This window comes from Parageobacillus thermoglucosidasius (assembly GCF_001295365.1).
GTDB lineage: Bacteria > Bacillota > Bacilli > Bacillales > Anoxybacillaceae > Parageobacillus > Parageobacillus thermoglucosidasius.
Map to the genome: position 1 here is coordinate 3,553,657 of NZ_CP012712.1, position 20,542 is coordinate 3,574,198.

General features: G+C 46.1%; 16 protein-coding genes and 1 other annotated feature. Of the genes, 4 read left to right on the forward strand and 12 right to left on the reverse strand.

All coding sequences use genetic code 11. The features are described 5' to 3' along the window. Positions 1-21: 21 nt before the first annotated feature. From AOT13_RS17580 to AOT13_RS17615, 8 genes are all read right to left on the reverse strand, one after another. Positions 22-771 (reverse strand): prepilin peptidase, encoded by a 750-nt coding sequence (locus AOT13_RS17580; protein WP_042383428.1) that lies wholly within the window; start codon positions 769-771, stop codon positions 22-24. A 30-nt stretch (positions 772-801) separates the two neighbouring features. Next, positions 802-1,257: a prepilin-type N-terminal cleavage/methylation domain-containing protein gene (locus tag AOT13_RS17585; RefSeq protein WP_042383426.1), complete on the reverse strand. Its 456-nt coding sequence runs from the start codon at positions 1,255-1,257 to the stop codon at positions 802-804. Between the two features lie 94 nt (positions 1,258-1,351). Next, positions 1,352-2,563, reverse strand: a complete 1,212-nt coding sequence (locus AOT13_RS17590; RefSeq protein ID WP_042383424.1) for a type II secretion system F family protein — start codon at positions 2,561-2,563, stop codon at positions 1,352-1,354. Then, the gene (locus AOT13_RS17595) at positions 2,550-3,608 is read right to left on the reverse strand and encodes a type IV pilus twitching motility protein PilT (RefSeq protein WP_013400307.1); all 1,059 of its coding nucleotides are present in this window, start codon (positions 3,606-3,608) and stop codon (positions 2,550-2,552) included. Before AOT13_RS17595 ends, AOT13_RS17590 begins: the two co-directional genes overlap by 14 nt. A gap of 11 nt (positions 3,609-3,619) precedes the next feature. Then, positions 3,620-5,290: a GspE/PulE family protein gene (locus AOT13_RS17600; RefSeq protein WP_042383421.1), complete on the reverse strand. Its 1,671-nt coding sequence runs from the start codon at positions 5,288-5,290 to the stop codon at positions 3,620-3,622. 3 nt (positions 5,291-5,293) lie between these two features. Beyond that, entirely contained in the window at positions 5,294-6,652 is a 1,359-nt protein-coding gene (locus tag AOT13_RS17605; RefSeq protein ID WP_013400306.1) for a VanW family protein, read from the reverse strand. A gap of 21 nt (positions 6,653-6,673) precedes the next feature. Continuing rightward, complete coding sequence (locus AOT13_RS17610) at positions 6,674-7,456, reverse strand: PRC-barrel domain-containing protein (RefSeq protein WP_003248865.1); 783 nt, start codon at positions 7,454-7,456, stop codon at positions 6,674-6,676. 13 nt (positions 7,457-7,469) lie between these two features. Further along, positions 7,470-8,855, reverse strand: a complete 1,386-nt coding sequence (locus AOT13_RS17615) for a hypothetical protein (protein ID WP_232511542.1) — start codon at positions 8,853-8,855, stop codon at positions 7,470-7,472. Positions 8,856-8,961: 106 nt separating this feature from the next. Here AOT13_RS17615 and AOT13_RS17620 point away from each other — a divergent pair, with 106 nt between their 5' ends. Genes AOT13_RS17620 through AOT13_RS17630 form a run of 3 tightly spaced genes read left to right on the forward strand, consistent with a single transcriptional unit; the run spans position 8,962 to position 11,948 of the window. Then, positions 8,962-9,615 carry a prepilin-type N-terminal cleavage/methylation domain-containing protein gene (locus tag AOT13_RS17620; protein ID WP_042383417.1) on the forward strand — a complete coding sequence of 218 codons (654 nt, stop codon included), beginning with the start codon at positions 8,962-8,964 and terminating at the stop codon, positions 9,613-9,615. Then, positions 9,599-10,198, forward strand: coding sequence for a PulJ/GspJ family protein (locus AOT13_RS17625; RefSeq protein WP_042383415.1), 600 nt, complete (start codon positions 9,599-9,601; stop codon positions 10,196-10,198). Before AOT13_RS17620 ends, AOT13_RS17625 begins: the two co-directional genes overlap by 17 nt. A gap of 13 nt (positions 10,199-10,211) precedes the next feature. Then, positions 10,212-11,948: a hypothetical protein gene (locus AOT13_RS17630; RefSeq protein WP_042383413.1), complete on the forward strand. Its 1,737-nt coding sequence runs from the start codon at positions 10,212-10,214 to the stop codon at positions 11,946-11,948. Between the two features lie 75 nt (positions 11,949-12,023). On the opposite strand, the gene AOT13_RS17635 is transcribed toward AOT13_RS17630, so the two are convergent. The 3 genes from AOT13_RS17635 to AOT13_RS17645 form a co-directional block, all read right to left on the reverse strand. Next, entirely contained in the window at positions 12,024-14,822 is a 2,799-nt protein-coding gene (locus AOT13_RS17635; protein ID WP_042383412.1) for a VWA domain-containing protein, read from the reverse strand. Positions 14,823-14,904: 82 nt separating this feature from the next. Beyond that, positions 14,905-16,197, reverse strand: coding sequence for a bifunctional folylpolyglutamate synthase/dihydrofolate synthase (locus AOT13_RS17640; RefSeq protein ID WP_042383411.1), 1,293 nt, complete (start codon positions 16,195-16,197; stop codon positions 14,905-14,907). Positions 16,198-16,292: 95 nt separating this feature from the next. After that, complete coding sequence (locus tag AOT13_RS17645; RefSeq protein ID WP_003248850.1) at positions 16,293-18,935, reverse strand: valine--tRNA ligase; 2,643 nt, start codon at positions 18,933-18,935, stop codon at positions 16,293-16,295. Positions 18,936-18,979: 44 nt separating this feature from the next. Beyond that, positions 18,980-19,218: a binding site (T-box leader), on the reverse strand. A gap of 156 nt (positions 19,219-19,374) precedes the next feature. On the opposite strand from AOT13_RS17645, the gene AOT13_RS17650 reads away from it, so the two are divergent. Then, the gene (locus tag AOT13_RS17650) at positions 19,375-19,563 is read left to right on the forward strand and encodes a hypothetical protein (RefSeq protein ID WP_013400299.1); all 189 of its coding nucleotides are present in this window, start codon (positions 19,375-19,377) and stop codon (positions 19,561-19,563) included. Here the strand turns inward: AOT13_RS17650 and ysxE are convergent. Next, positions 19,529-20,539 (reverse strand): spore coat protein YsxE, encoded by a 1,011-nt coding sequence (gene ysxE / locus AOT13_RS17655; RefSeq protein ID WP_042383528.1) that lies wholly within the window; start codon positions 20,537-20,539, stop codon positions 19,529-19,531. The genes AOT13_RS17650 and ysxE overlap by 35 nt on opposite strands. Positions 20,540-20,542 lie beyond the last annotated feature (3 nt).

Here is a 20,542-nt window from a genome sequence, read left to right on the forward strand (position 1 = left end):
ATTCACGTTTTCCCCTCATAATTAAAAGAAAATCATTTGCTGATACCATTCCACAATGTCTTGTCCAAAAAAATAGGCGGTCAATGACCCGAGAACGATCGCAGGCCCGAACGGCATCGGCTCCCGGCGCCGGACTTTGCCAAGCGCCATGCCAATCAGCCCGATCGCCGTTCCGTAAATCGTGGAAAAAAAGAACGCAAGCAGCACTGTTTTCCACCCAAGCACAAATCCAAGCAACGCAAACAATTTAATATCGCCGCCGCCCATGCCGCCTTTGCTGATGACGGCAATGAGAAAAAGCAGCAAAAAGCCGGCCGCCGCGCCAATCAGCGCATCCCGCCAAGAAAGGAACGGAATAAACAGCCGCTCAAACAGAAAGATGATCGCAAACACAAGCAGCACTTTGTCAGGAATCATCATGTAGCGAACATCGGAAACGAAGATAATCATTAACAGTGAAATGAGCGTCCAACAAACGATCAATTCTTTTGACCATCCCACCAAAAGCGGCGAAATCGTAAAAAGAATCGCCGTCGACAGCTCAACAAACGGATAAAGCAGCGAAATCCTCCCCCCGCATCCCCGGCACTTTCCGCCTTGCCAAACGTATGAGACAACAGGAATAAGTTCCCGCGCCGTAAGCTGCCGCTTGCAGCGCGGGCAATGCGAACGAGGAAACATGATCGACTCTCCCGCCGGCACGCGAAGCCCGACAACGTTAAAAAACGAGCCGAGGAGGAGGGAGTATATAAAAATGAATACTTGCTTCATTCTAAATCAAGTCATTTACTGACCAGTAGATTATGGATTATTGCGTACTTCAGAACGTTTTAATTTATCTTCAGCAATAGGCCCACCAGAAGCAGTTTGTACGCCTCGTTCCGTATTAACCAACTTAACGCTATATGATAATTTGTTGTTATTGTTGGTAATTCTCACATATGAACTAGTTCGATTATAATCTTTTTTATCTGGATCCTTCACTGTCTCTAAATACCCTTCATCTTCTAAGGTTGATAGGTAAACATTCCTACTTTTTCCGTTATCAGGAATCAAATCTTTATCTGCCGTTACGGCAATTTTGGCGGCGTTAATCATTTGTTGCGCGTTGGATACGTGCGCATCTTTTTTCGAGTTATCGATAAGTCCGCCGATCGCTGGAATCGCAATTGCCGCGATAATCCCTAAAATAACGATGACAGCGAGCAATTCAATCAACGTAAGCCCTCGTTCGTTTTTCAAAAATCGTTTCATCATCGTAATACCCCTCTCCCTATTTTTTGTTTATCACACTTTTTTCCTAATTAATTTTACACGATTTATCAATATATGAGAATATATTCCTTGCAATTTATTGTTGAATATGGTTGAAAATATCGTACATTGGTATGATAATCGAAGCAACAATCATCCCGACGACCCCGGACAAAAGCAAGATCATGAGCGGCTCAATCAGCGACTTCAGCCGTTCGACGCCGGCGTCCACTTCCGCTTCGTAAAAGTTGGCAACTTTCGCGAGCATTGCGTCTAATGCCCCTGTTTCTTCGCCGATCGCAATCATTTGCGTCACCAGCGGCGGAAACGCCCAATGTTTTTTCAGCGGTTCAGCAAGCGATTGGCCCCGTTCAAGCGAATCGCGCGCCTGCCTTATCACCTTGCTGATGACTTCGTTTTCGACGACATTTTCCGTGATGGACAGCGCCTGCAAAATCGGGACAGAGCTGGAAAACAGCGAGCTTAATGTCCGCGTCATGCGCGCCAATGCCGCTTTTTGGATTAGCTTTCCGAAAAACGGGATGCGCATTGCCGCATAATCCAAGTAATATTTCGTCCGTTTTTCCCTCTTCGCCAACGCAAACAAGACATATGTTCCAATCAACGCGATAGCGACAAGCCACCAATATGTTTGCATCACTTCGCTTGCGCGCAGCACAAATTTGGTGATCGCCGGAAGTTCGGCGTGAAAGTCGGCAAACATCTCGACAAATGTCGGGACGACGGAAACAAGCAAAAAAATGACGACCGCAACGGCAATAATAGCGACAGCGATAGGATAAGTCAGCGCGGAAACGATTTTTTGCCTTGTGCGGTGCATTTTTTCAAAATGGTCCGCAAGCCGTTCCAGCGTTTCATCCATATTCCCGCCTGCTTCCCCGGCTTTGACCATATTGACAAACATCGCCGGAAAGATGCGCGGATGCTTCGCCGCGGCAGCAGATAGCGGATTTCCGGCGCGGAGCGATTCTTCCACTTCCATAAGCGCTTTTTTCAGTGCCTTGCTTTCGGTTTGTTCCGCTAAAATGCGGGTGGAGTCAACAATCGAGACCCCCGCCTTTATCAATGTCGCGAACTGCCGCAAAAAAATGACAAAATCTTGGAGCTTCACCGCTTTTCCAAATGTTATTTCTTTGGTGAGTAACGTTTGCGACACTTCGGCAATTTCGATGACTTTAATTCCTTTTTGCCGCAATTTCATGACCGCGTCCCGCTTGGACTCGCTGACAATCGTTCCTGTTTGCTTTCGCCCCTTTATATTCCGGCCTTCATATTTAAACTGAGGCATACGAATCGCCACGCTCCTGTGCAAGATAAGGTTCAGCCGCATCGCGAAGGATCAGCCCTGCTTGCATTAACTCTTTGATGCTCATCGCCAGCGTATGCATGCCAAGGGCGCGGCTTGTTTGCATGACGTTGGCGATTTGATGGACTTTTTCATTGCGGATTAAATTGGCGACTGCCGCATTATTAATTAAAACTTCCGTAGCAGCGATCCGTCCCGTTTTTTGCGGTGTTGGGAAAAGGCGCTGCGAAATAATCGCGACAAGAACAGACGCAAGCTGAATGCGGATTTGCGATTGCTGGGCAGGCGGAAAGACGTCAATAATCCGGTCGATCGTCGCCGGCGCGCTCGATGTATGCAGTGTGCCAAGGACGAGATGTCCCGTTTCCGCGGCGGTTATCGCCGTATGAATCGTTTCCAAATCGCGCATTTCCCCGACTAAAATGACATCCGGATCTTGCCTAAGTGCCGCGCGCAGACCGTTGGCAAAATTGTTCGTATCAAAGCCGACTTCGCGCTGGTCAATAATGCAGCTGCCGTGCTTGTGCAAATATTCGATAGGATCCTCCAGCGTAATAATATGTTTCCGCATCGTTTTGTTCATATAGTCAATCATCGCGGCAAGCGTCGTCGACTTCCCGCTTCCCGTCGGGCCTGTCACTAGCACAAGCCCGTGCGGTTTTTGCGCAATTTGTTTTAATACTTCAGGAAGGCGCAGTTCATCAATCGTTGGAATTTTTGTCGGAATGATGCGGATCGCCAGCGACACGCACGACCGCTGTTTATACGTATTGATGCGGAAGCGGGAAACGCCGGGAATTCCGTACGAAAAATCCAATTCCCCATTTTCTTCAAATTGCGGCCAAAGGCGGGGCGGAATGACCGCTTTTGCCATTCCTTCCGTATCTTCCGGCCGCAAAACGTCTTGGCCGTATTTTTTTAATTCGCCATTGATGCGAAAAATCGGCGGCACGCCGACCGTCAAATGAACGTCGGAAGCTTTAACTTCAAACGCAGCACATAAAAGAGCATCCAATCTTTGCTTCATGTTCCCCACCTTTAACTTAAAATCGCCACTTTCAATACCTCTTCCAGCGTCGTTAACCCTTGTTTCACTTTTAACAATCCGTCATCAATCAAAAAAATCATGCGGTTTTTTATGGCAAGCTCGCGCAATTTCGAAAATGGCTCTTTATTTAAAATGACGCGGCGCATTTCATCGGTCATCACAAGCAGTTCATGAATGGCAATCCGCCCTTTATAGCCTGTCATATTGCATGTCGGGCAGCCGCGGCCGCGGATCAGCTTGTCAATTTTCATGCCGCGGCGGGCAAAAATCTCGATTTCCCTTTTCGTTGGCTCCTGCTCTTCTTGGCAATCGCGGCAGACGCGGCGGACGAGCCGCTGGGAAACGACGCCGGCTAAAGAGGTCGCCACAAGAAACGGCTCAATCCCCATATCAATTAAGCGTGTGATGGTGCTTAACGCATCGTTTGTATGCAAGGTGCTTAACACTAAATGGCCGGTCAATGACGCGCGGATCGCCACTTCTGCCGTTTCGCGGTCGCGGATTTCTCCCACCATAATAATGTTTGGGTCTTGCCGCAAAATCGAACGCAGCCCTTGCGCAAACGTCAATCCGATATTCGGATTCACTTGGATTTGATTGACTCCTTCAATCTGATATTCGACAGGGTCTTCGATCGTAATAATATTGACTTCTTCACTGTTTAAATGGTTCAGCGCCGCATATAGCGTCGATGATTTTCCTGCCCCAGTCGGCCCGGTAATCAGAATGATTCCGTTCGGCCTTTCAATAAGTTCAATAAAGCGCCGCAAATTTAACTGGTTAAACCCAAGCTTATGAATATCGTTCAGCGCCGTCCCTAAATCAAGAATGCGGATCACGATTTTTTCGCCATAGATGGTCGGCAATGTAGAAACGCGCAAATCGACCGGATGAAAATCGATGTTCATCTTAATCCGGCCATCTTGCGGAATGCGGTGTTCGGTAATATCCATATTCGCTAAAATTTTAATTCTCGCGGTCAGCATGCTTTGCATATGTTTTGGAAGGGCGCGGTCTGTCCGCAATATACCGTCGATGCGATAACGGACAAGCACTTTCGTTTCCTGCGGGTCGATGTGGACATCGCTTGCCCGCTGTTCAACGGCGAGCTGCAAAATTTGGTTCACAAGCCGGACAATCGGGGAATCTTCTTCGGTCGCCCGTTCCTCTTCCACCGTTGTTTCCGCGGCGAGGGCCATTTGCAAAAAATCTTCTACTGATTCATCCATGTCGTAATACTTATTAATGGCGCGCAAAATATCATCTTTTGAGGCAATCGCCGTTTCAATATGGAACCCTGTCGAAAGGCGCAAATCATCGATGACAAAAAAGTCCATCGGATCGGCCATTGCCACAAGCAAGCGTTCTCCCTCAACTTTTAAAGGCATCACCATATGCCGCTTGGCAAATTCTTTCGGAATGAGGTTGGTCAGCTTCGGATCGATCGGATAGCGGTACAAGCTGACATGCGGGATGCCTAATTGAAACTCAAGCACTTCAATTAATTGCTGCTCGGTAATATACCCGAGCTGCAACAGCACATCGCCCAGCTTTTGGCCGGGAGCTTTTTCTCTTAACGCTTCCTCCAGCTGTTCCTCCGTAATGAGCCCCGCTTCCACTAATAAATCTCCTAAACGTTTCCGCTCTTGTTTTTTCTTCATCGTTCATCCCTGCTTTTCATTATCATCATTGTTCTGTTTGCCGTCCGTATCATTTGTTGTGGAAGGCGCTTTTTCTTTTTCCGGCTGCTTTTCTTCAGATTGCCCGTTGTTTCCCTCTTTGCTTTTATTCGTTTGTTCATCGTTTTTCTGATTATTGCCTGCTTGCTTTTCATCAGCCGCCGACGGTTCGGACGTGGATGCATCCGGCTGGGTGTCTCCTAGTTCCAAACCGCGAAGTTCAATGTTATGCGATGGCGGATAAAAGTCTTCGGCAATCGTTTCCGTACGCACAAGATGATTTCCGCTATACGCTTCCCTCTTCACTTTGACGAGTATTCCTCTTTTTCCGCTTTGCTTTAATTGGCGTTCCCCAGGGCGAAGGAGAGGGCTATATTGCACAACGGTCTTCGGTTTGAAATATTCGATATCCCCAACTTTCACTACATACTTATAAGTAAATGGCAGCCCGAAAAGCGCCACATGCAACCGGTTGTTTTCCACCCGGAACTTGAGCGTGTAAGCAGTGGTATTCGGATTGTAAAACTGCAAATCACGATTGCGATCATCTACTTTCGCTTCATAACCAACCGTTATCCCATCAGGAAGTTCGCGGCTTGTATGCCGCTCCAACACCGTAAAATTCGTCGGCAAAATCGTTTGGTAAATCGCTGAAGCAATCATGCTCATCTCTTCGGAAGAAAGCGGCCCGTTTGTCTCTTTGACATATGCCGCAAGCGAAAAGATGCTTTTTCCTTTAATTTCAACGGCCGGATTGGCAGAAATCCATTCAAGCAATGGCGCTGGCCTTTTCCCCAATTTCAGTGTCGCCGCGCTCACTTGCTGTTCCGTTTCATCGGAACGGGAAACATATGCTGCAAGGTCAATCGGTTCTGACGGCATTTGCAAACCAGCCGCAATATTTGTGACATCGTTTTGCAATTTTTCGAGATTAATAGAAGAAGCGAGCGGCGGGGGAAGCAGTGTTTTTATTGTTTTAGAAAATTCTTGCACATCGAATTGGACAAGAAGCTGGGACGGCCGCCCTGACACTATTTGCCTTGCGCTTTGTTCGATTTGGAACGTAAACAGGGATGTAGGAATCTCTCCTTTTTTTTCTTGATACACAACGGGAATCGTCGCATCTGCCTTCCATTCATTCACTTTTTTCGCGATTTCCGCCAGCGCTTCTTGTTTGGATTTATTCGCAACAGAAATAGGCCCAACCATCGTTCCTGCGGGCAGGCGGTCTGTCTCTCCCAAAAACGTTTCGTAGGCTAAAACGCCAATTTGCGAAAAGCTGATCAAATAAATCGTACAAACCGCTATGACGAAAAACAACTTTACCGCAGCAATCTGTCTCACCGCCTACCTTCCCCCTTTTGCTTATGCCTCTACGTTCATTGATATATCAACGATCACGCTTGGTCCTTCTTCCTGCGCTTTCTGAATATGTTCTTCTGTCAAAATGGTGCCAGCTTCAATAAACGTATTTCCGTTTTTGTCGACAATATCTTTCGTCACCCGTTTCCCTTTTAAAAGCTCCATTTGCTTTTCGCGCAGCGCATAAAGCGCTTCTTCGCTTTCCGCTCCTTCCATGGCTGCTTCGCCGCCGGAATGCTGCTCATCCGCATGTTCCGCCGTTTCTTCGCCATCCTGCCCTTCTGCCGGAACGAGCAAATGTGCCTCATCAAGCAAAGAAGACGGGGCATTGTCATGGACGACTAAAATATCTTTTCCATATGTTAATATAAATTCCGATGATAACACTGCCTGCCGGTCACCGACGAGCAGTTCAATGCCAATAATTTCTCCCGTTTCTTCGTCGATAAAAAATTCGGTCACCTCTCCGAGCAGCTGCCCTTTTCTTGTCACCGCTTTCGTGTTTTTGATGCGGATTTGTTTATTGACAAGCTGGTTGGCAATCGGAATTTCCGATAAATCAATAATATCGTGGAAACTTTCTACCGTTACGGCAAATTCGCCGATGCCGACCACTTTTTTAAACGGAATCGCTTTTAAGCTTAACTGGACGTCTTCTTGCTCAACAGTAAGAAAATCAACGGAACCTTTTTCTGGATTAATGACTAATGTTTTTACAATCCCTATTTGTGTGCCATCAGAGATACTAATAATTGGAAGATTAACAATTTGTGCACTATTTTTCATTTTTTCACCACACCTATTCTTTATAATTCTGTAATATGTGTGCAAGAAATTGAAGTTCTTCTTTTATGATAGGATATGACTGGAATTTTTCTTGCAGCTGTGCAAGCAATGGCGAAAGTTTGTCATATTGTTTCTCCAATAAATAATGTTCTATTAGCAAACGCGCGAATACATAGTAATCATAATCGGGTAACGGGGTTTGCAAACATTGAATGATGCGCTGTTCATATTGTAATGGATTCATATATTTTCGGTTTAACTGAAGCTCGGTAACAACGGTTTGCAAAATTTCCGAATGGACTGGCGAAATCACAGAAGCGAGCTCTGTTTCGTCCGCATTGTCTTCTTTCGCCTCCATAACTTCTTCGCCGCTTCCGGCGCTTTGCTCCTCTTGCAGCAGTTCGTCTATATGCGGTTGCACCGCTGCATCCGTTTCTTCCGGCAGAACCTCTTCCTCATCTGATACAACCGGCGGCTGAGACATTTCTGCAAGAATGTCATCCCATTCCACGCCGCTCTCTTCATCCGCTAAGTCATCCGTTGATATCATCCATTTTTCCAGTGAAATATGCGGCAGATCTTTTTCATCATCGCGCGCTGCTGTTTCTTGTGCATGATTAGGCATAGCGGCTACGTTTTCTTCCATTTCCGGCAGATCGGCAAACGGCAGATCCGTGCCCCATTCTTCATTTGTTTCCATTTCCACCGGCCATTCATTTAGCTTTGCTGCTTCATTCTCATTGCCATCTTCGATTGTTTCCCACGGAAACTCGCTTTCCGTGATAGTTTCAATCTGTCGTTCCACTGCCGCTGCTGCCAACGGCAACTCTCTCATTTCTATCATTTCGCTTTGTTCTGTGTCCTTTTCCCAAGGAAATTCATTTTCCGCCATTGTTTCCTCTCGTTCTGCATCAGCAGCGATTTCTAATGGCAGCTCGTCCACTGCAATGATTTCATCCTGTTCTCCATCCCCCATGTTTTTCTGTGAAACGCTGTTTTCTGCTGGCGCCTGTGGCGCTGTTTCTAATGGCACTTGTTCGGCTTCCACTGCTTCTTTCTGGTGAAAAACGGCTCCATTTCCGCCAGCAATGGAAGAAAAAGATTTCTCTGCCGGTTCGTCTGGCTCTTCCCATTCATCTTCATCCAGTTTTTTCGCAGCATAAAAGACATGGGCAAATTGGCGATGAAGCAAATAGGTCATCGCTATCATAAGCAGTCCTAGTAATAATGCAAGCTGCCACATCGGAAAGAAGGACTTTGCTACTAAGGAAAGAAGAGAAAGAAACAAGGCAATGATGAGTGCTGCGATTTTCCCGCTCCAACTTAATCCTATAGGAAGAATAAGCAAAATCGGAATGGCAAGGATAAAAGCAATGATCACAAATATAACGTGTTTCAATGTTTCACCCCGTTTCCCCACACCATTATATAAGACAATTTTCCTAAAATTCGGCTCTAACTTATTGTATAATAAAGTTAAATATTTGGAAAGAAGGGCATGACCAATGGAGGAAAAGAATTTTTTAGCACGCCTCTCTTCAAAAGGCTTCACCTTATTGGAAGTGCTAGCATCCATCACCATTTTGTCCATCGTCGCAATAGGAATGTTTTCCTTTTTTACGAACGCCATGCAATATACGACATACAATCAAGACAAAACGGTCGCCATTAACATCGCCCGCGGCGTATTAGCCTATATGGAGCGCCTTGATTTCACGGAGTTAAAACAATATGTGGAGAGCAAAATCAATAATACAGACAGTCAATCGTTTGTCTATCTGAATGCTTCTGACTGCTCCGCCGACGGTTTTCCGTTGCTCGGCGGCGAAAACGACAAAGAAACTAACCAAAAAACCTGCGAAAGGGCTCTGGGTCCTGCCGTCAATAACATTGATTATAAAACGCGCGTTCATATATTTCTTGTTCCGTATGACAAAAAAGCGCAGGACGAGCTGAAAGCAAACCCGCCAGAACAATTCCCTGCATCATTAATCGAGAAGATTCGCCGCGAAGATGAAGAAGACGGAGAAGGCGCAGAAAATATCAACACAGATTTGCAAAACTATCTGCTCAAAGTTTATGTGATCGTGCGCTGGGGAGATCGTGTTGAAGATTCGGAATGGCTTGAAGGTGTGATTGCTGATGAAACGATACGTTAATAATGAGAACGGACTATCTCTTGCCGAACTGTTAGCCGCCATTGCCATTTCTTCTTTTATCCTTGTTTCTATTTATGGCGTGTTTTTCAGCGGATTGAATGCATATAAGCGGATTTTTATCGAAAATCAACTGCGCAGCGAAGCCGATTATATTGTCGCCACCATTATGAATAAACTTTACGCGTTTGCGCCGGACGGAATCGCGATGGACCAAACGACAAATGCACAAATCGCATTTGTGAGCGATAAAGAGATCCAATTTGTCAGCGATGAAAGTATCAATCCTTCTAACCCTTCTCTCGTCATGATCAAAAAAGAGAAAAAACCAACTCCTGAGACGCTTACCGTTGTCTTGCAAGATGGCTCGATTGCCGTCGATGGCGAACAGCTGCATTCGGATCGTTTAAAAATTGTTGCGGAAGAATCAGAGTTTTCCTACACCTGCTCCCAACAAGAAGAAGAAAAGATTTGCCGCAGCGGCGTCGTTACCATTAAGCTTGCCGTCCAAGACCGCGACCATGATGATCCGGATGACTTGCTGTATATCCAACCGTTTACATTAAAAACTGAATTCGGCTTTTAAAGGAGAGAGGCTAATGAATGAAAAAGGACATAGTTTAGTAGTCACGATGCTGATTATCACCATTTTTCTCCTTCTTGGCTTAACTATTATGTCTGTTGCGATTTATCAAGCGCGATTTACGGAAGTGCGCGTGGAAGATGTGGAATCACTTCATGAAGCAACAAAAGCGATCGAAGAAACGATTGCGGAAATGAAGGTAGCTATTTCGAAACCTTCTTTTGAACTGTCTACTCCTGGAAATTTGGATACACAATTGGCTGTGCTGCTCCCTGATTTAGAAAATCGCTATGGAGTAAAGATTCAGGACGTAACGTCGACAGATGATTATAATATCAATCGTAATAAATTGTTCACCCGAGTTTTTTTGCTTTCCAAATCGTACGGTAACAAAACGGTGGAAAGACGGGTGATTTTGACAAATACGCCAAGCTTTTTAAAATATACCCTCGGTTCGAGAGAAGACGTTGTTTTAAACGGCGGAGCGTATATTGAAGGAAATATTTACGCCGGAAAAAACGCTTATATGACAAATGTCGCCAATTACATCGATAACTCTTTAAAATATATGAAACAAACGTCATTCCCGACAACGAGCAAAAATAGTGTATTGTTTGTCAATGGAAGCTATTTTTCTTGTGACCATGACAAAAACGACTGTTACAACATTGCGGGCAATATTTTTCAGCGCATTGCGGAAAATTATTCTAATGACATCCGTTTTCAATCCCAAGCCCCTTCCATTCGAAAAGAACGCGAGGAATTTATTGATGTGGATTTCGAATGGACTGTAAAAGATAAGTTGTTAAATGCAGCAGGAATGGAAACATTTAGTCCAGAATATAATAATTATATTAATAAACGCATCGACCAGCTTTTCACGGAGCTGCTGCCGCCAGATCAAGATTCAGATCAAGACTTAGAACAAGATTCATATCAAAGTTCAGATCAAGATTTAGATCAAGAGCAAAATTCCCCAGATCAAGGGCAAAACCAAGAGCAACAACGCTTTGTTGTTTTGAAGAGCGTTTCGGAATTACGCCAAAACATTGATTCCATTGATCGGTCTGTAATTCTTCAATCTAAAGATTCTTCGTTATTTTTCCTTGACCATGGAGAACTTAATTTACAAAATAAATGGCTGATTATAAACGGTGATTTATTTTTAGGAAACAGCGTCAACACACCAACAAAAGTACGGGGAAACATCATCGTGTTCGGCGATTTGACAATCAATGGCGATATAGAGCTTGATTCGACAATTTATGTCTTTGGGCGGCTTGATTCACCAAATGTTCCTGGACGCACATTGATTTACAACGCTAACATTACCGGCGATAAAGAAGTCGTGCTTCTTTCAAGAGGGCCGTTGGAAATCGCGCGAATCAATGAGTTTGAAAACAATCTTTCTCTGGAACCGCCGAACTTAAAAGGATACTTTTATACTGAAAGCAACGCGACTGTCTATGCTGTCGGCTCATATATCAATATTGAAGGCGGTTTGTTCGCGCGCGGCGACACGTCAAGCACAGCACCGGACTTTGACGTCTCCGGGCTTGTCATCAACGCTTATCGCGGTGCAGCGGAAAAACAAGGCGGCTCCATCATTTTTACGCCTCCTTCGTCGCTCGATCACAAAGAAGAGTCCCGCTTTGTGATCCGTCATGACCCATCGGTATTTATTAATCGCGGAAAAGGGTTGCCGTTCGTGAAAAAACTGTCTCTTATCGTTGACAAGTTAACCGTCAAATAAAACAAGATGCGGGATGCTGCTTTTCGCTTAAAAGAAAAGGTGCCTTAAAGCGAATGATAAGGCACCTTTTTTGTTTTACCATCTATATTTTCCGCTTTCGCCTGGGGACGTGGTGTTTTCCTGAACGATGACTGTCATTGAAGCTTGAATGTCTTGATCGTCTTGCTTTTTCTCCTCCGCGGTGACGGTAATGGTCGAGTATCCAACTTCTTGAGCGACGATATACCATCTTCCTTGCTCTTTTTCCACACTAACATATTCTGGAGTGTTCGATATGACAGAGCGGATGTTTTTGTTTGTCGCATTATCTGGGATAAACGTCAAGATGGAGGAAACGTCTACTTTTTCTCCGACATTCATCACATATATTTGTGGTAGATTGATCGCTTCTAATGGCACATATGGATTACGCACCTTGATCGTCGCTGTTGCTGAAACGTTGCTTCCATCCATTGCCCGTACCGTAATCTTAACTGTTCCCGGATTTTTGGCAGTAACTTTTCCGTCCTCCACTTCCGCGACGTCCGGATTGCTGGAAATCCACTGCAATGTTTTATTTGTCGCGTCACTTGGCTCGATCGTTACCGAAATTGTCTGCGTTTCGCCAACTTCCATCGTTTGTTTATAGTCTAATGTTAATTGGCGAACACGCTTAATGTATGTCAGCGATACAGTGGTAATGCCGTCTCCTTTTGTCAATCCTCCTGCCGCTTTAATGGATATCGTCGACGTTCCATCCCAAGTGACCGGAATTTCATATGGCGAATCGAGCGGCTTCCAAGCGTTATCTTGCTTTGGATTTTCGACTTTATATTCGTACGTGACGCCTTCCCCTGCGACAAAACCGGTGATTTTTACGATCGGCTGTTCTGTGACAGTCGCTCCGCTTGGGATTTGCTGACCGTCTTTAGTCTCAATTGCCACACGCGGTTTTAAATATAGCTCTACCGTCTCGTCATTATTGTATGTGACGAGAAGAACGTCGTCTTCCTTGAATTGCAACGCCTTCACCGGAAGCCTCGGGTGTTTCGTCTCTCCAAGCTTGGCTGACGCTTGCCATTTCGTAATAAGGCCATAGCTGTCTCCTTCGTAATACATATCAGGCGATTCATGCAAGCGGACTTTCATTTCAATCCGTTGGGAAGGGGCCTTTAATGACGATGTCCGCGCGCCGTATTTGCTATCTTGGAACGAAACGACAGCTGGCGGCAGCTTTCCCATTGTTCCATCCATCGCCCAGTTTGCTTGAAGCGTTATTTCGCCGGTAATCTCGTTGTTATTTAGTTGCTTATAGTCAATAACCGTATTTGGAAACGCAATCTCAGCGTACTGGACGCCGTTTTCCGTGTGTACGGTCACGTTTGGCGCGTTTGGCGACGGAACAACCGTAATCCCGTCTGGAAGCGGCTGAATCAATGTAATGTTGCTGATGTTTCCGGACGCGTTTCCGACATAGCCAATAGCAGTTAGCGAATAACGTGCCTTGAAGCGGTTCGAATCACCATCAGCATCGCCGAATTTCACTAAGTCGTTTACATCTCGCGTGATTCCTTCAAGCGTCACCGTTCCGTCAAACGATGGCGGCACCTCGTCTTTGACAACAACCTTGACTGATTTCATGATTGGTGCCTGTTCTACTCCATATACATCACGATACGTCAATTCCGCAGTAAACGTATACTCCCCTTTTGCTTTAAAGCGCACCGGAATCGAAACGGTAAACGGCGGCGGTGCCGGCTGCCCTACTTTATACGGAACCGTAAACGCAATATACGCGTTTTCTTTTTTCTCATCGAGCCAAACTTGCTCTGTCTCAACAATTTCCACATTTCCGCCAAACGAGGTTAGCGGAATTTTTATCGTTCCACTCAACACCGGATCATTAGCGAGCTTTGAAAACTGCTGGAAAATTTCCGTTAAGTTTTGCGGCGTCCCTTGTTTCGCCTGCCCGCCTGCTGTCGATGACAACTTTTCTAAATAGCCCATATCAACTTCTTGGTTATTGCCAAAACCGATAGAATAGAGAGTTATATTGTTCATGCCAAGGGTTTTGGCAACATTCGTTCCATGTAAACGGATTTTTTCTTCAAATTCTCTATATTTTTCTCTGTCCGAATACGTCTCTGTTTCTGGATGATCAGGATAATAGATCGTTTGGGCTGCCGTTATGCCATTGGAATATAAAATATATTGTACGTCTAAATCTTCCGTGACTTGGTTGCACGTTCTCCAGAACAATATTCCTTCACAAACTGTATACGTAATCGGCTCTTTCACCTTTGAAACAGTCGGCATCCCATCTGTTAAAAAAATGATATATTTTTTCCGGGCCGGGTCGTTAAAAAACGATTGGGCTTGCTGGAGGGCCTGCGTATAGTTTGTTCCGCCATTTGCCCGAAGACCATTGGCTACGGTTGCAATCCAATTCAAATGCTGCTTGACGTCATAGGTTCCGGAAGGAAATGGCACAACTTTATTGTATTGAACATCGCTGGAAAAAGGAACAAGGGCAAAGCGGTCATTCGGGTTAGCGTTCGCTTTGAAATAATCGACGGCAGACTGAAGCGCATATTTTGCGCTTTGCAGCTTCATCTGCGTCATCGATCCTGACACGTCAAACACAAACACGACATCGATTGGCGGGCGAACGATGTTGTCCACCCTTCCTTGAGGGGTTAACGTTACATCCAGTCTCCCTTGGGCATCGGCATTAGGCGGCTTGGCATATTCTGTTTGCGAGGAAGTGATGGTAAAATTCAACGCAGCGGTGCTGGAGCCATTATCCGCCCCAAACGCTACAGCAGGAACATTTCCAAAGGCGACGCACAAAAGCAGCGCCATCAACAACCATAAAAATTTTCTCTTCTCCGCCACACTCCTCTCCCCCTATCCCTTACCAAAGTCCTATTACTTTTATTATAGCAAGACTTTTCGCTGGAAACATATAAAAATTTTGTCATAACAATAACTTTCTTACCTCTGCGATAAAGTAAAGCGAGCCGGTGATAAGGAAAAGGTCATCGCTCCGCTTCTGTTTCCGTTTTTCTTTGAGCCAGCGCTCCCAGTCCGTGATGCACGCTTTATCCGGATGGTCGCATAGCGCTGCAAGCTGTTCGGCAGACGCGGCGCGCGGAAAATCGAACGACGTAAACGTTATCGTTTTCGCGATTCCGGCAAGCGGCGGAATCATTTGCTCAAGCGGTTTGTCTGCCAGCGCGGCAAATAATACATGAACATCTTTGTTTGGATAGTGCAAACGCACTGTATCGACGAGGCTGCGGATGCCTTCCGCGTTGTGGGCGCCGTCGATAATGATCAGCGGCTTATTGCTTATCCGTTCAAACCGCCCGATCCATTTCGCCTTTTCCAGCCCTTCATAAATATGTTCTTTTTCAATCAAAAACGAATAGCACATCCGCAAATAGTCGGCCGCCATCACGGCTACGGCCGCGTTTTGCACTTGATGCGCCCCGAACATCGTTATGTTTAAATCCGGATATTGCGAAAACACCGTCTCTACTGAAAAACGCTCGCCATCTTCATTTGCCTCATGCTGAACAATCGAAAAGTCTTCTCCCAGCCGGTATGTTTTCGCTTTCAATGATTTCGCTTTGCCGGCAATCACCGCCCATGCTTCCGGCTGGTTCACCGCGGTAATGACCGGAACGCCCGATTTGATGATTCCTGCTTTTTCCAAAGCGATTTTCTCCAGCGTCTCTCCTAAAATGTTCATATGGTCATAGCCAATATTGGTGATAATGGAAAGAATCGGGTAAATCACGTTCGTCGAATCGAAGCGGCCGCCGAGTCCTGCCTCGATAATCACGACATCTTGAATGTTCTTTTTCCCAAAATAATAAAACATCATCGCCGTAATCACTTCAAATTCTGTCGGCGCGCCAAGCTCTGTTGTTTCCAGTTCTTCCGCAAGCGGTTGAATGGCTCGCACCAGCTCAACAATTTCTTTGTCGCGAATTGGCCGGCCGTTTACGCTGATCCGCTCATTAAATTTCTCCACATACGGAGAAGTAAACGTTCCCACCGAATAGCCGGCCGCTTGCAAAATATGGCGCAAGTAGCTAACGGTCGAACCTTTCCCGTTCGTTCCGGCAACGTGAATTGCCCTTACGCGGCGCTCAGGATGCCCGAGCTTTTCCATCATCCATTCCATCCGCTCTAATCCCGGTTTGATTCCTAAGCGCAAACGCCCATGAATCCATGCAAGCGCTTCTTTATATGTACGAACCATCGTATTTTCCCCCTAAAAATTAAGATGTGATGAGAAAAGACGAATCCAAAATGCTTGGATTCGTCTTCATGATAAAAGAAGCGGCGGCGTGTTGTCTATTTTTTTAATTCGGCAAGGCGCGCACGGACAGCCTCGCGTTTTTCCAAGTAGTCTTTCTCTTTTTTCCGCTCTTCTTCGACGACGTGCGCAGGCGCTTTCGTCAGGAATCCTTCGTTGCTTAGTTTCTTCTGCACGCGCTCGACTTCTTTATTGAGTTTTTCCAGTTCTTTTTCAAGCCGTTTAATTTCTTCATCGATGTTAATCAGCCCTTCGAGCGGCAAAATCAATTCCGCGCCGGTAACGACCGCCGTCATCGCTTTTTCCGCTATCGGAACGTCGGTTGCGATGATCAGCTCGCTCGGATTGCAGAACCGTTCTAAATACGCGCGATTTTTCTCGAGCGTTGCCTGCACTTGTGCATCTTTTGCCTTAATGTGCAATTTAACCGGTTTGCTTAACGGCGTGTTCACTTCAGCGCGAATGTTGCGGACTGCACGGATGATATCAACAAGAAGACGCATTTCTTCCGCCGCTTCTTTGTTTGACAGTTCAGGGCGCACTTCCGGCCATTTCGCTACCGTAATCGACTCCCCTTCATGCGGAAGGTGCTGCCAAATTTCCTCGGTAATAAACGGCATGAACGGGTGAAGCAGGCGCATCGTATGATCCAAGACATAGGCCAATACGGAGCGCGTCGTCTTTTTCGCTTCTTCATCGTCGCCATAAAGCGGCAGTTTCGCCATTTCAATATACCAGTCGCACAAGTCGTCCCAAATGAAGTTGTACAAAACGCGGCCGACTTCGCCGAACTCGTATTTTTCGGCAAGCTTTGTCACCGTTTCGATCGTTTCGTTTAAACGCGTTAAAATCCAATGATCGGCAACGGTTTTTTCCCCGCTTAAATCGAGCTGGTCGTATGTCATTCCGCCCATGTTCATCAGCGCAAAGCGGGACGCGTTCCAAATTTTATTCGCAAAATTCCATGTTGCTTCCACTTTCTCGGTGCTAAAACGCAAATCTTGCCCAGGCGAGCTTCCTGTCGCCAGGAAGAAGCGGAGCGAATCAGCGCCGTACTGGTCGATGACATCCATCGGGTCGACGCCGTTGCCGAGCGATTTGCTCATTTTTCTTCCTTGCGCGTCGCGGACAAGGCCGTGGATTAATACGTCTTTAAACGGTCTCTTTCCGGTAAATTCAAGGCCTTGGAAAATCATGCGCGATACCCAGAAGAAAATGATGTCATATCCAGTGACAAGCACATCGGTTGGATAATAGCGTTGATAATCCGGCGCTTCCGTATCCGGCCAGCCCATTGTCGAAAACGGCCAAAGCGCCGAGCTGAACCACGTGTCTAATACATCCGGGTCTTGCTCCCAGTTTTCGATATCAGCCGGCGGTTCATGATCGACATAAATTTCGCCTGTTTCTTTATGATACCAAGCCGGAATGCGATGGCCCCACCATAATTGGCGAGAAATGCACCAGTCGCGAATATTTTCGAGCCAATGCAAATACGTTTTTTCAAACCGCTCCGGAACGAAATGGACTTTTCCTTCCGTTTTTTGCATCTCAATCGCTGCTTCGGCAAGCGGCTTCATTTTCACAAACCATTGCGTTGAAAGATACGGTTCCACCACCGCGCCGCTCCGCTCGCTATGGCCGACGGAATGCACATGCTCTTCGATTTTAAAGAGCACGCCTTGTTCTTGCAAATCTTTGACAATTTGCTTGCGGCACTCAAACCGGTCCAATCCTTGGTATTGCAGGGCGTTTTCATTCATCGTGCCGTCTTCGTTCATGACAAGAATGCGCGGCAAATTGTGGCGGTTGCCGATTTCAAAGTCGTTCGGGTCATGCGCCGGCGTAATTTTCACCGCGCCTGAGCCGAATTCCATATCGACATACTCATCGGCGATAATTGGAATTTCGCGGCCGACAATCGGCAAAATCACCGTTTTGCCGATGAGATGCTTATAGCGCTCATCGTCTGGATGAACGGCTACCGCAGTGTCGCCGAGCATCGTTTCCGGGCGGGTCGTCGCGATTTCAATATAGCCCGAGCCGTCGGCAAGCGGATAGCGCATATGATAAAGCGCGCCTTTCACTTCTTTATAAACGACTTCAATATCGGACAGTGCCGTTTTCGTGACCGGATCCCAGTTAATAATGTATTCGCCGCGATAAATAAGCCCTTTTCGGTAAAGCGAAACAAACACTTCGCGCACTGCTTTGGACAATCCTTCGTCCAGCGTAAAGCGCTCGCGCGTATAATCAAGGCCAAGCCCTAATTTCGCCCATTGCTGGCGGATGTGGTTTGCATATTCTTCTTTCCATTTCCACGTTTCTTCAAGAAATTTCTCCCGGCCTAAATCATAGCGGGACAGCCCTTGCTTGCGCAGCTTTTCTTCCACTTTCGCCTGTGTGGCAATGCCGGCGTGGTCCATTCCCGGAAGCCACAGCACGTCATAGCCTTGCATCCGTTTCATGCGCGTAATAATATCTTGCAGCGTCGTATCCCACGCATGCCCTAAATGCAGCTTCCCTGTTACGTTTGGCGGCGGGATCACGATCGTAAACGGCTTTTTATCCGGATCGCCCGTCGCTTCAAAAAACTTTCCGTCAAGCCACCATTGATAGCGGTTCGCTTCTACCGCTTTATGGTCATACTTCGTTGACATCGTTATCTCATTTTGTTCCATTGGTTTTCCCTCCTTCTTGCTAAATAAAAAACTCCCTTCATCCAAAAAAGGACGAAAGGAGACTCTTCCGCGGTACCACCTTTTTTCTTAAGCAAAGCAAACTTGCTTAAGCGCTTCATTGCGATAACGGCATATCGCCGGCTTCCTCTACAAGGCATCCGCCGTTCGAAGAAGCAGCTCGAGGGCGACCTTCCAACGATAACCGTCCTAGGAAATCTCGCAGCTAATGATTTCCCTCTCTGAAGGCGTTATTCGTTGTACTCTTCCCTGTCTTCGCCTTTTATCTATTTTTTTCTGTTATTATACTACCGAAAAACTCATTTCATCGTCAATCATCTTTGCCAAGTTTTTATTTCTTTATTCCGTTTCTTGCATGTTGGTGACAAAAATCATCCCTCGTCATATTTTATAGTAACATCCAAAAAAGGGGAATTGTGCAATGAAGCGATTTAACCATTATTCATGGCCGCCATGGCTCCGGCAAATCCGCGCCATTTGCGGGCAAGTGATCATTCCGATAACAATTTTCCAAGCAGTCCGCACCATTTTTTTTCCGACGACATTTGACGTTATTTTATTAGCTATTTTCATTCTTATTGCGGTGGCGTTTCATCTGGAGTGGTTTTAGCGTTTTCCTCCGCTTTCCGCTGGGCGAGGCGCATGACAGCATATTCCATATTTTTCATCGTCAAGTAACGGCGCTGCAATTCGGAAACATATTCCCGCTCGCTTTTTTCATGTTGCCGTTTTGCCGCGTATTCATAAATGCAGCGGTACAAAAAATGCGGTTGGGCGAGGTGGCTGAAAAAAAAAGATTGTTCCTCTTCCGACAAAGATAACGTTTTTTCGTATGCTTCGATCCCTTCCACCCATTCATCGCCGATCGGCGGAAATGTGCGCATATGATGGCGAAGCGCCATGATAACATCAAATAGCGGAGAATTCCAGCCGGCGCGTTCCCAGCTGAAAAAATAACGGCGGCTGTCTTCCGGAACGATATAATGTGAAAGCCGCGCTTTCCCGTGAATCCAGGCGATTCTCCATTTTTTTGTCTTTTTGATGGTTTCATGCCATTTCTCCATTTCCGTTTCCGCAAAGGAGTACGCCTGCATTGTTTCATGAAAATAGGTGCAGCATTGCAGTTGAAACGGGGACATATACCACGCATTTTCACACTTTTCCACATATGATTGCAAAAAGGAGCGCTGCCTTTCCCACTCTCTTTTTTTATTTTCATAGTAATTGTTGATCTCTTCCTCACTAACATCTAATTGTCTTAACGACTTTTGGTGCAAATGGGCGAGATCGCGAAAAAAAGAGAGGACATGTTCGCGTGTGTCTTTTCGCTCAGCGGGAAACACCCATGGCATTAAATAATAATGCCGTCCATGGGCTGCAAATGGAAGTCCTTGTTTTGTCAAATAAAGCGGAACCGATTGTTGCCCGCAAAAAATGTATGATTGCCAAACGGCCTCCATTTCTCGGACGTTCGCGATTTCTTTTAAAGCAAATGTGCCGGCATTGGTATATACTTTTTTTACTTTTCCATGCTGCTCCATGCGGAACGGTTTGAGCCCGTACTGCCGCAAAACAGGCGCGTACATTTC

Excerpts from the sequence above, each read along its gene's own strand:
- AOT13_RS17580 (WP_042383428.1), bottom strand. The coding sequence starts at position 771 with ATGAAGCAAGTATTCATTTTTATATACTCCCTCCTCCTCGGCTCGTTT.
- AOT13_RS17585 (WP_042383426.1), bottom strand. The coding sequence starts at position 1,257 with ATGATGAAACGATTTTTGAAAAACGAACGAGGGCTTACGTTGATTGAA.
- AOT13_RS17590 (WP_042383424.1), bottom strand. The coding sequence starts at position 2,563 with ATGCCTCAGTTTAAATATGAAGGCCGGAATATAAAGGGGCGAAAGCAA.
- AOT13_RS17595 (WP_013400307.1), bottom strand. The coding sequence starts at position 3,608 with ATGAAGCAAAGATTGGATGCTCTTTTATGTGCTGCGTTTGAAGTTAAA.
- AOT13_RS17600 (WP_042383421.1), bottom strand. The coding sequence starts at position 5,290 with ATGAAGAAAAAACAAGAGCGGAAACGTTTAGGAGATTTATTAGTGGAA.
- AOT13_RS17610 (WP_003248865.1), bottom strand. The coding sequence starts at position 7,456 with ATGAAAAATAGTGCACAAATTGTTAATCTTCCAATTATTAGTATCTCT.
- AOT13_RS17620 (WP_042383417.1), top strand. The coding sequence starts at position 8,962 with ATGGAGGAAAAGAATTTTTTAGCACGCCTCTCTTCAAAAGGCTTCACC.
- AOT13_RS17625 (WP_042383415.1), top strand. The coding sequence starts at position 9,599 with ATGAAACGATACGTTAATAATGAGAACGGACTATCTCTTGCCGAACTG.
- AOT13_RS17630 (WP_042383413.1), top strand. The coding sequence starts at position 10,212 with ATGAATGAAAAAGGACATAGTTTAGTAGTCACGATGCTGATTATCACC.
- AOT13_RS17640 (WP_042383411.1), bottom strand. The coding sequence starts at position 16,197 with ATGGTTCGTACATATAAAGAAGCGCTTGCATGGATTCATGGGCGTTTG.
- AOT13_RS17645 (WP_003248850.1), bottom strand. The coding sequence starts at position 18,935 with ATGGAACAAAATGAGATAACGATGTCAACGAAGTATGACCATAAAGCG.
- AOT13_RS17650 (WP_013400299.1), top strand. The coding sequence starts at position 19,375 with ATGAAGCGATTTAACCATTATTCATGGCCGCCATGGCTCCGGCAAATC.
- ysxE (WP_042383528.1), bottom strand. The coding sequence starts at position 20,539 with ATGTACGCGCCTGTTTTGCGGCAGTACGGGCTCAAACCGTTCCGCATG.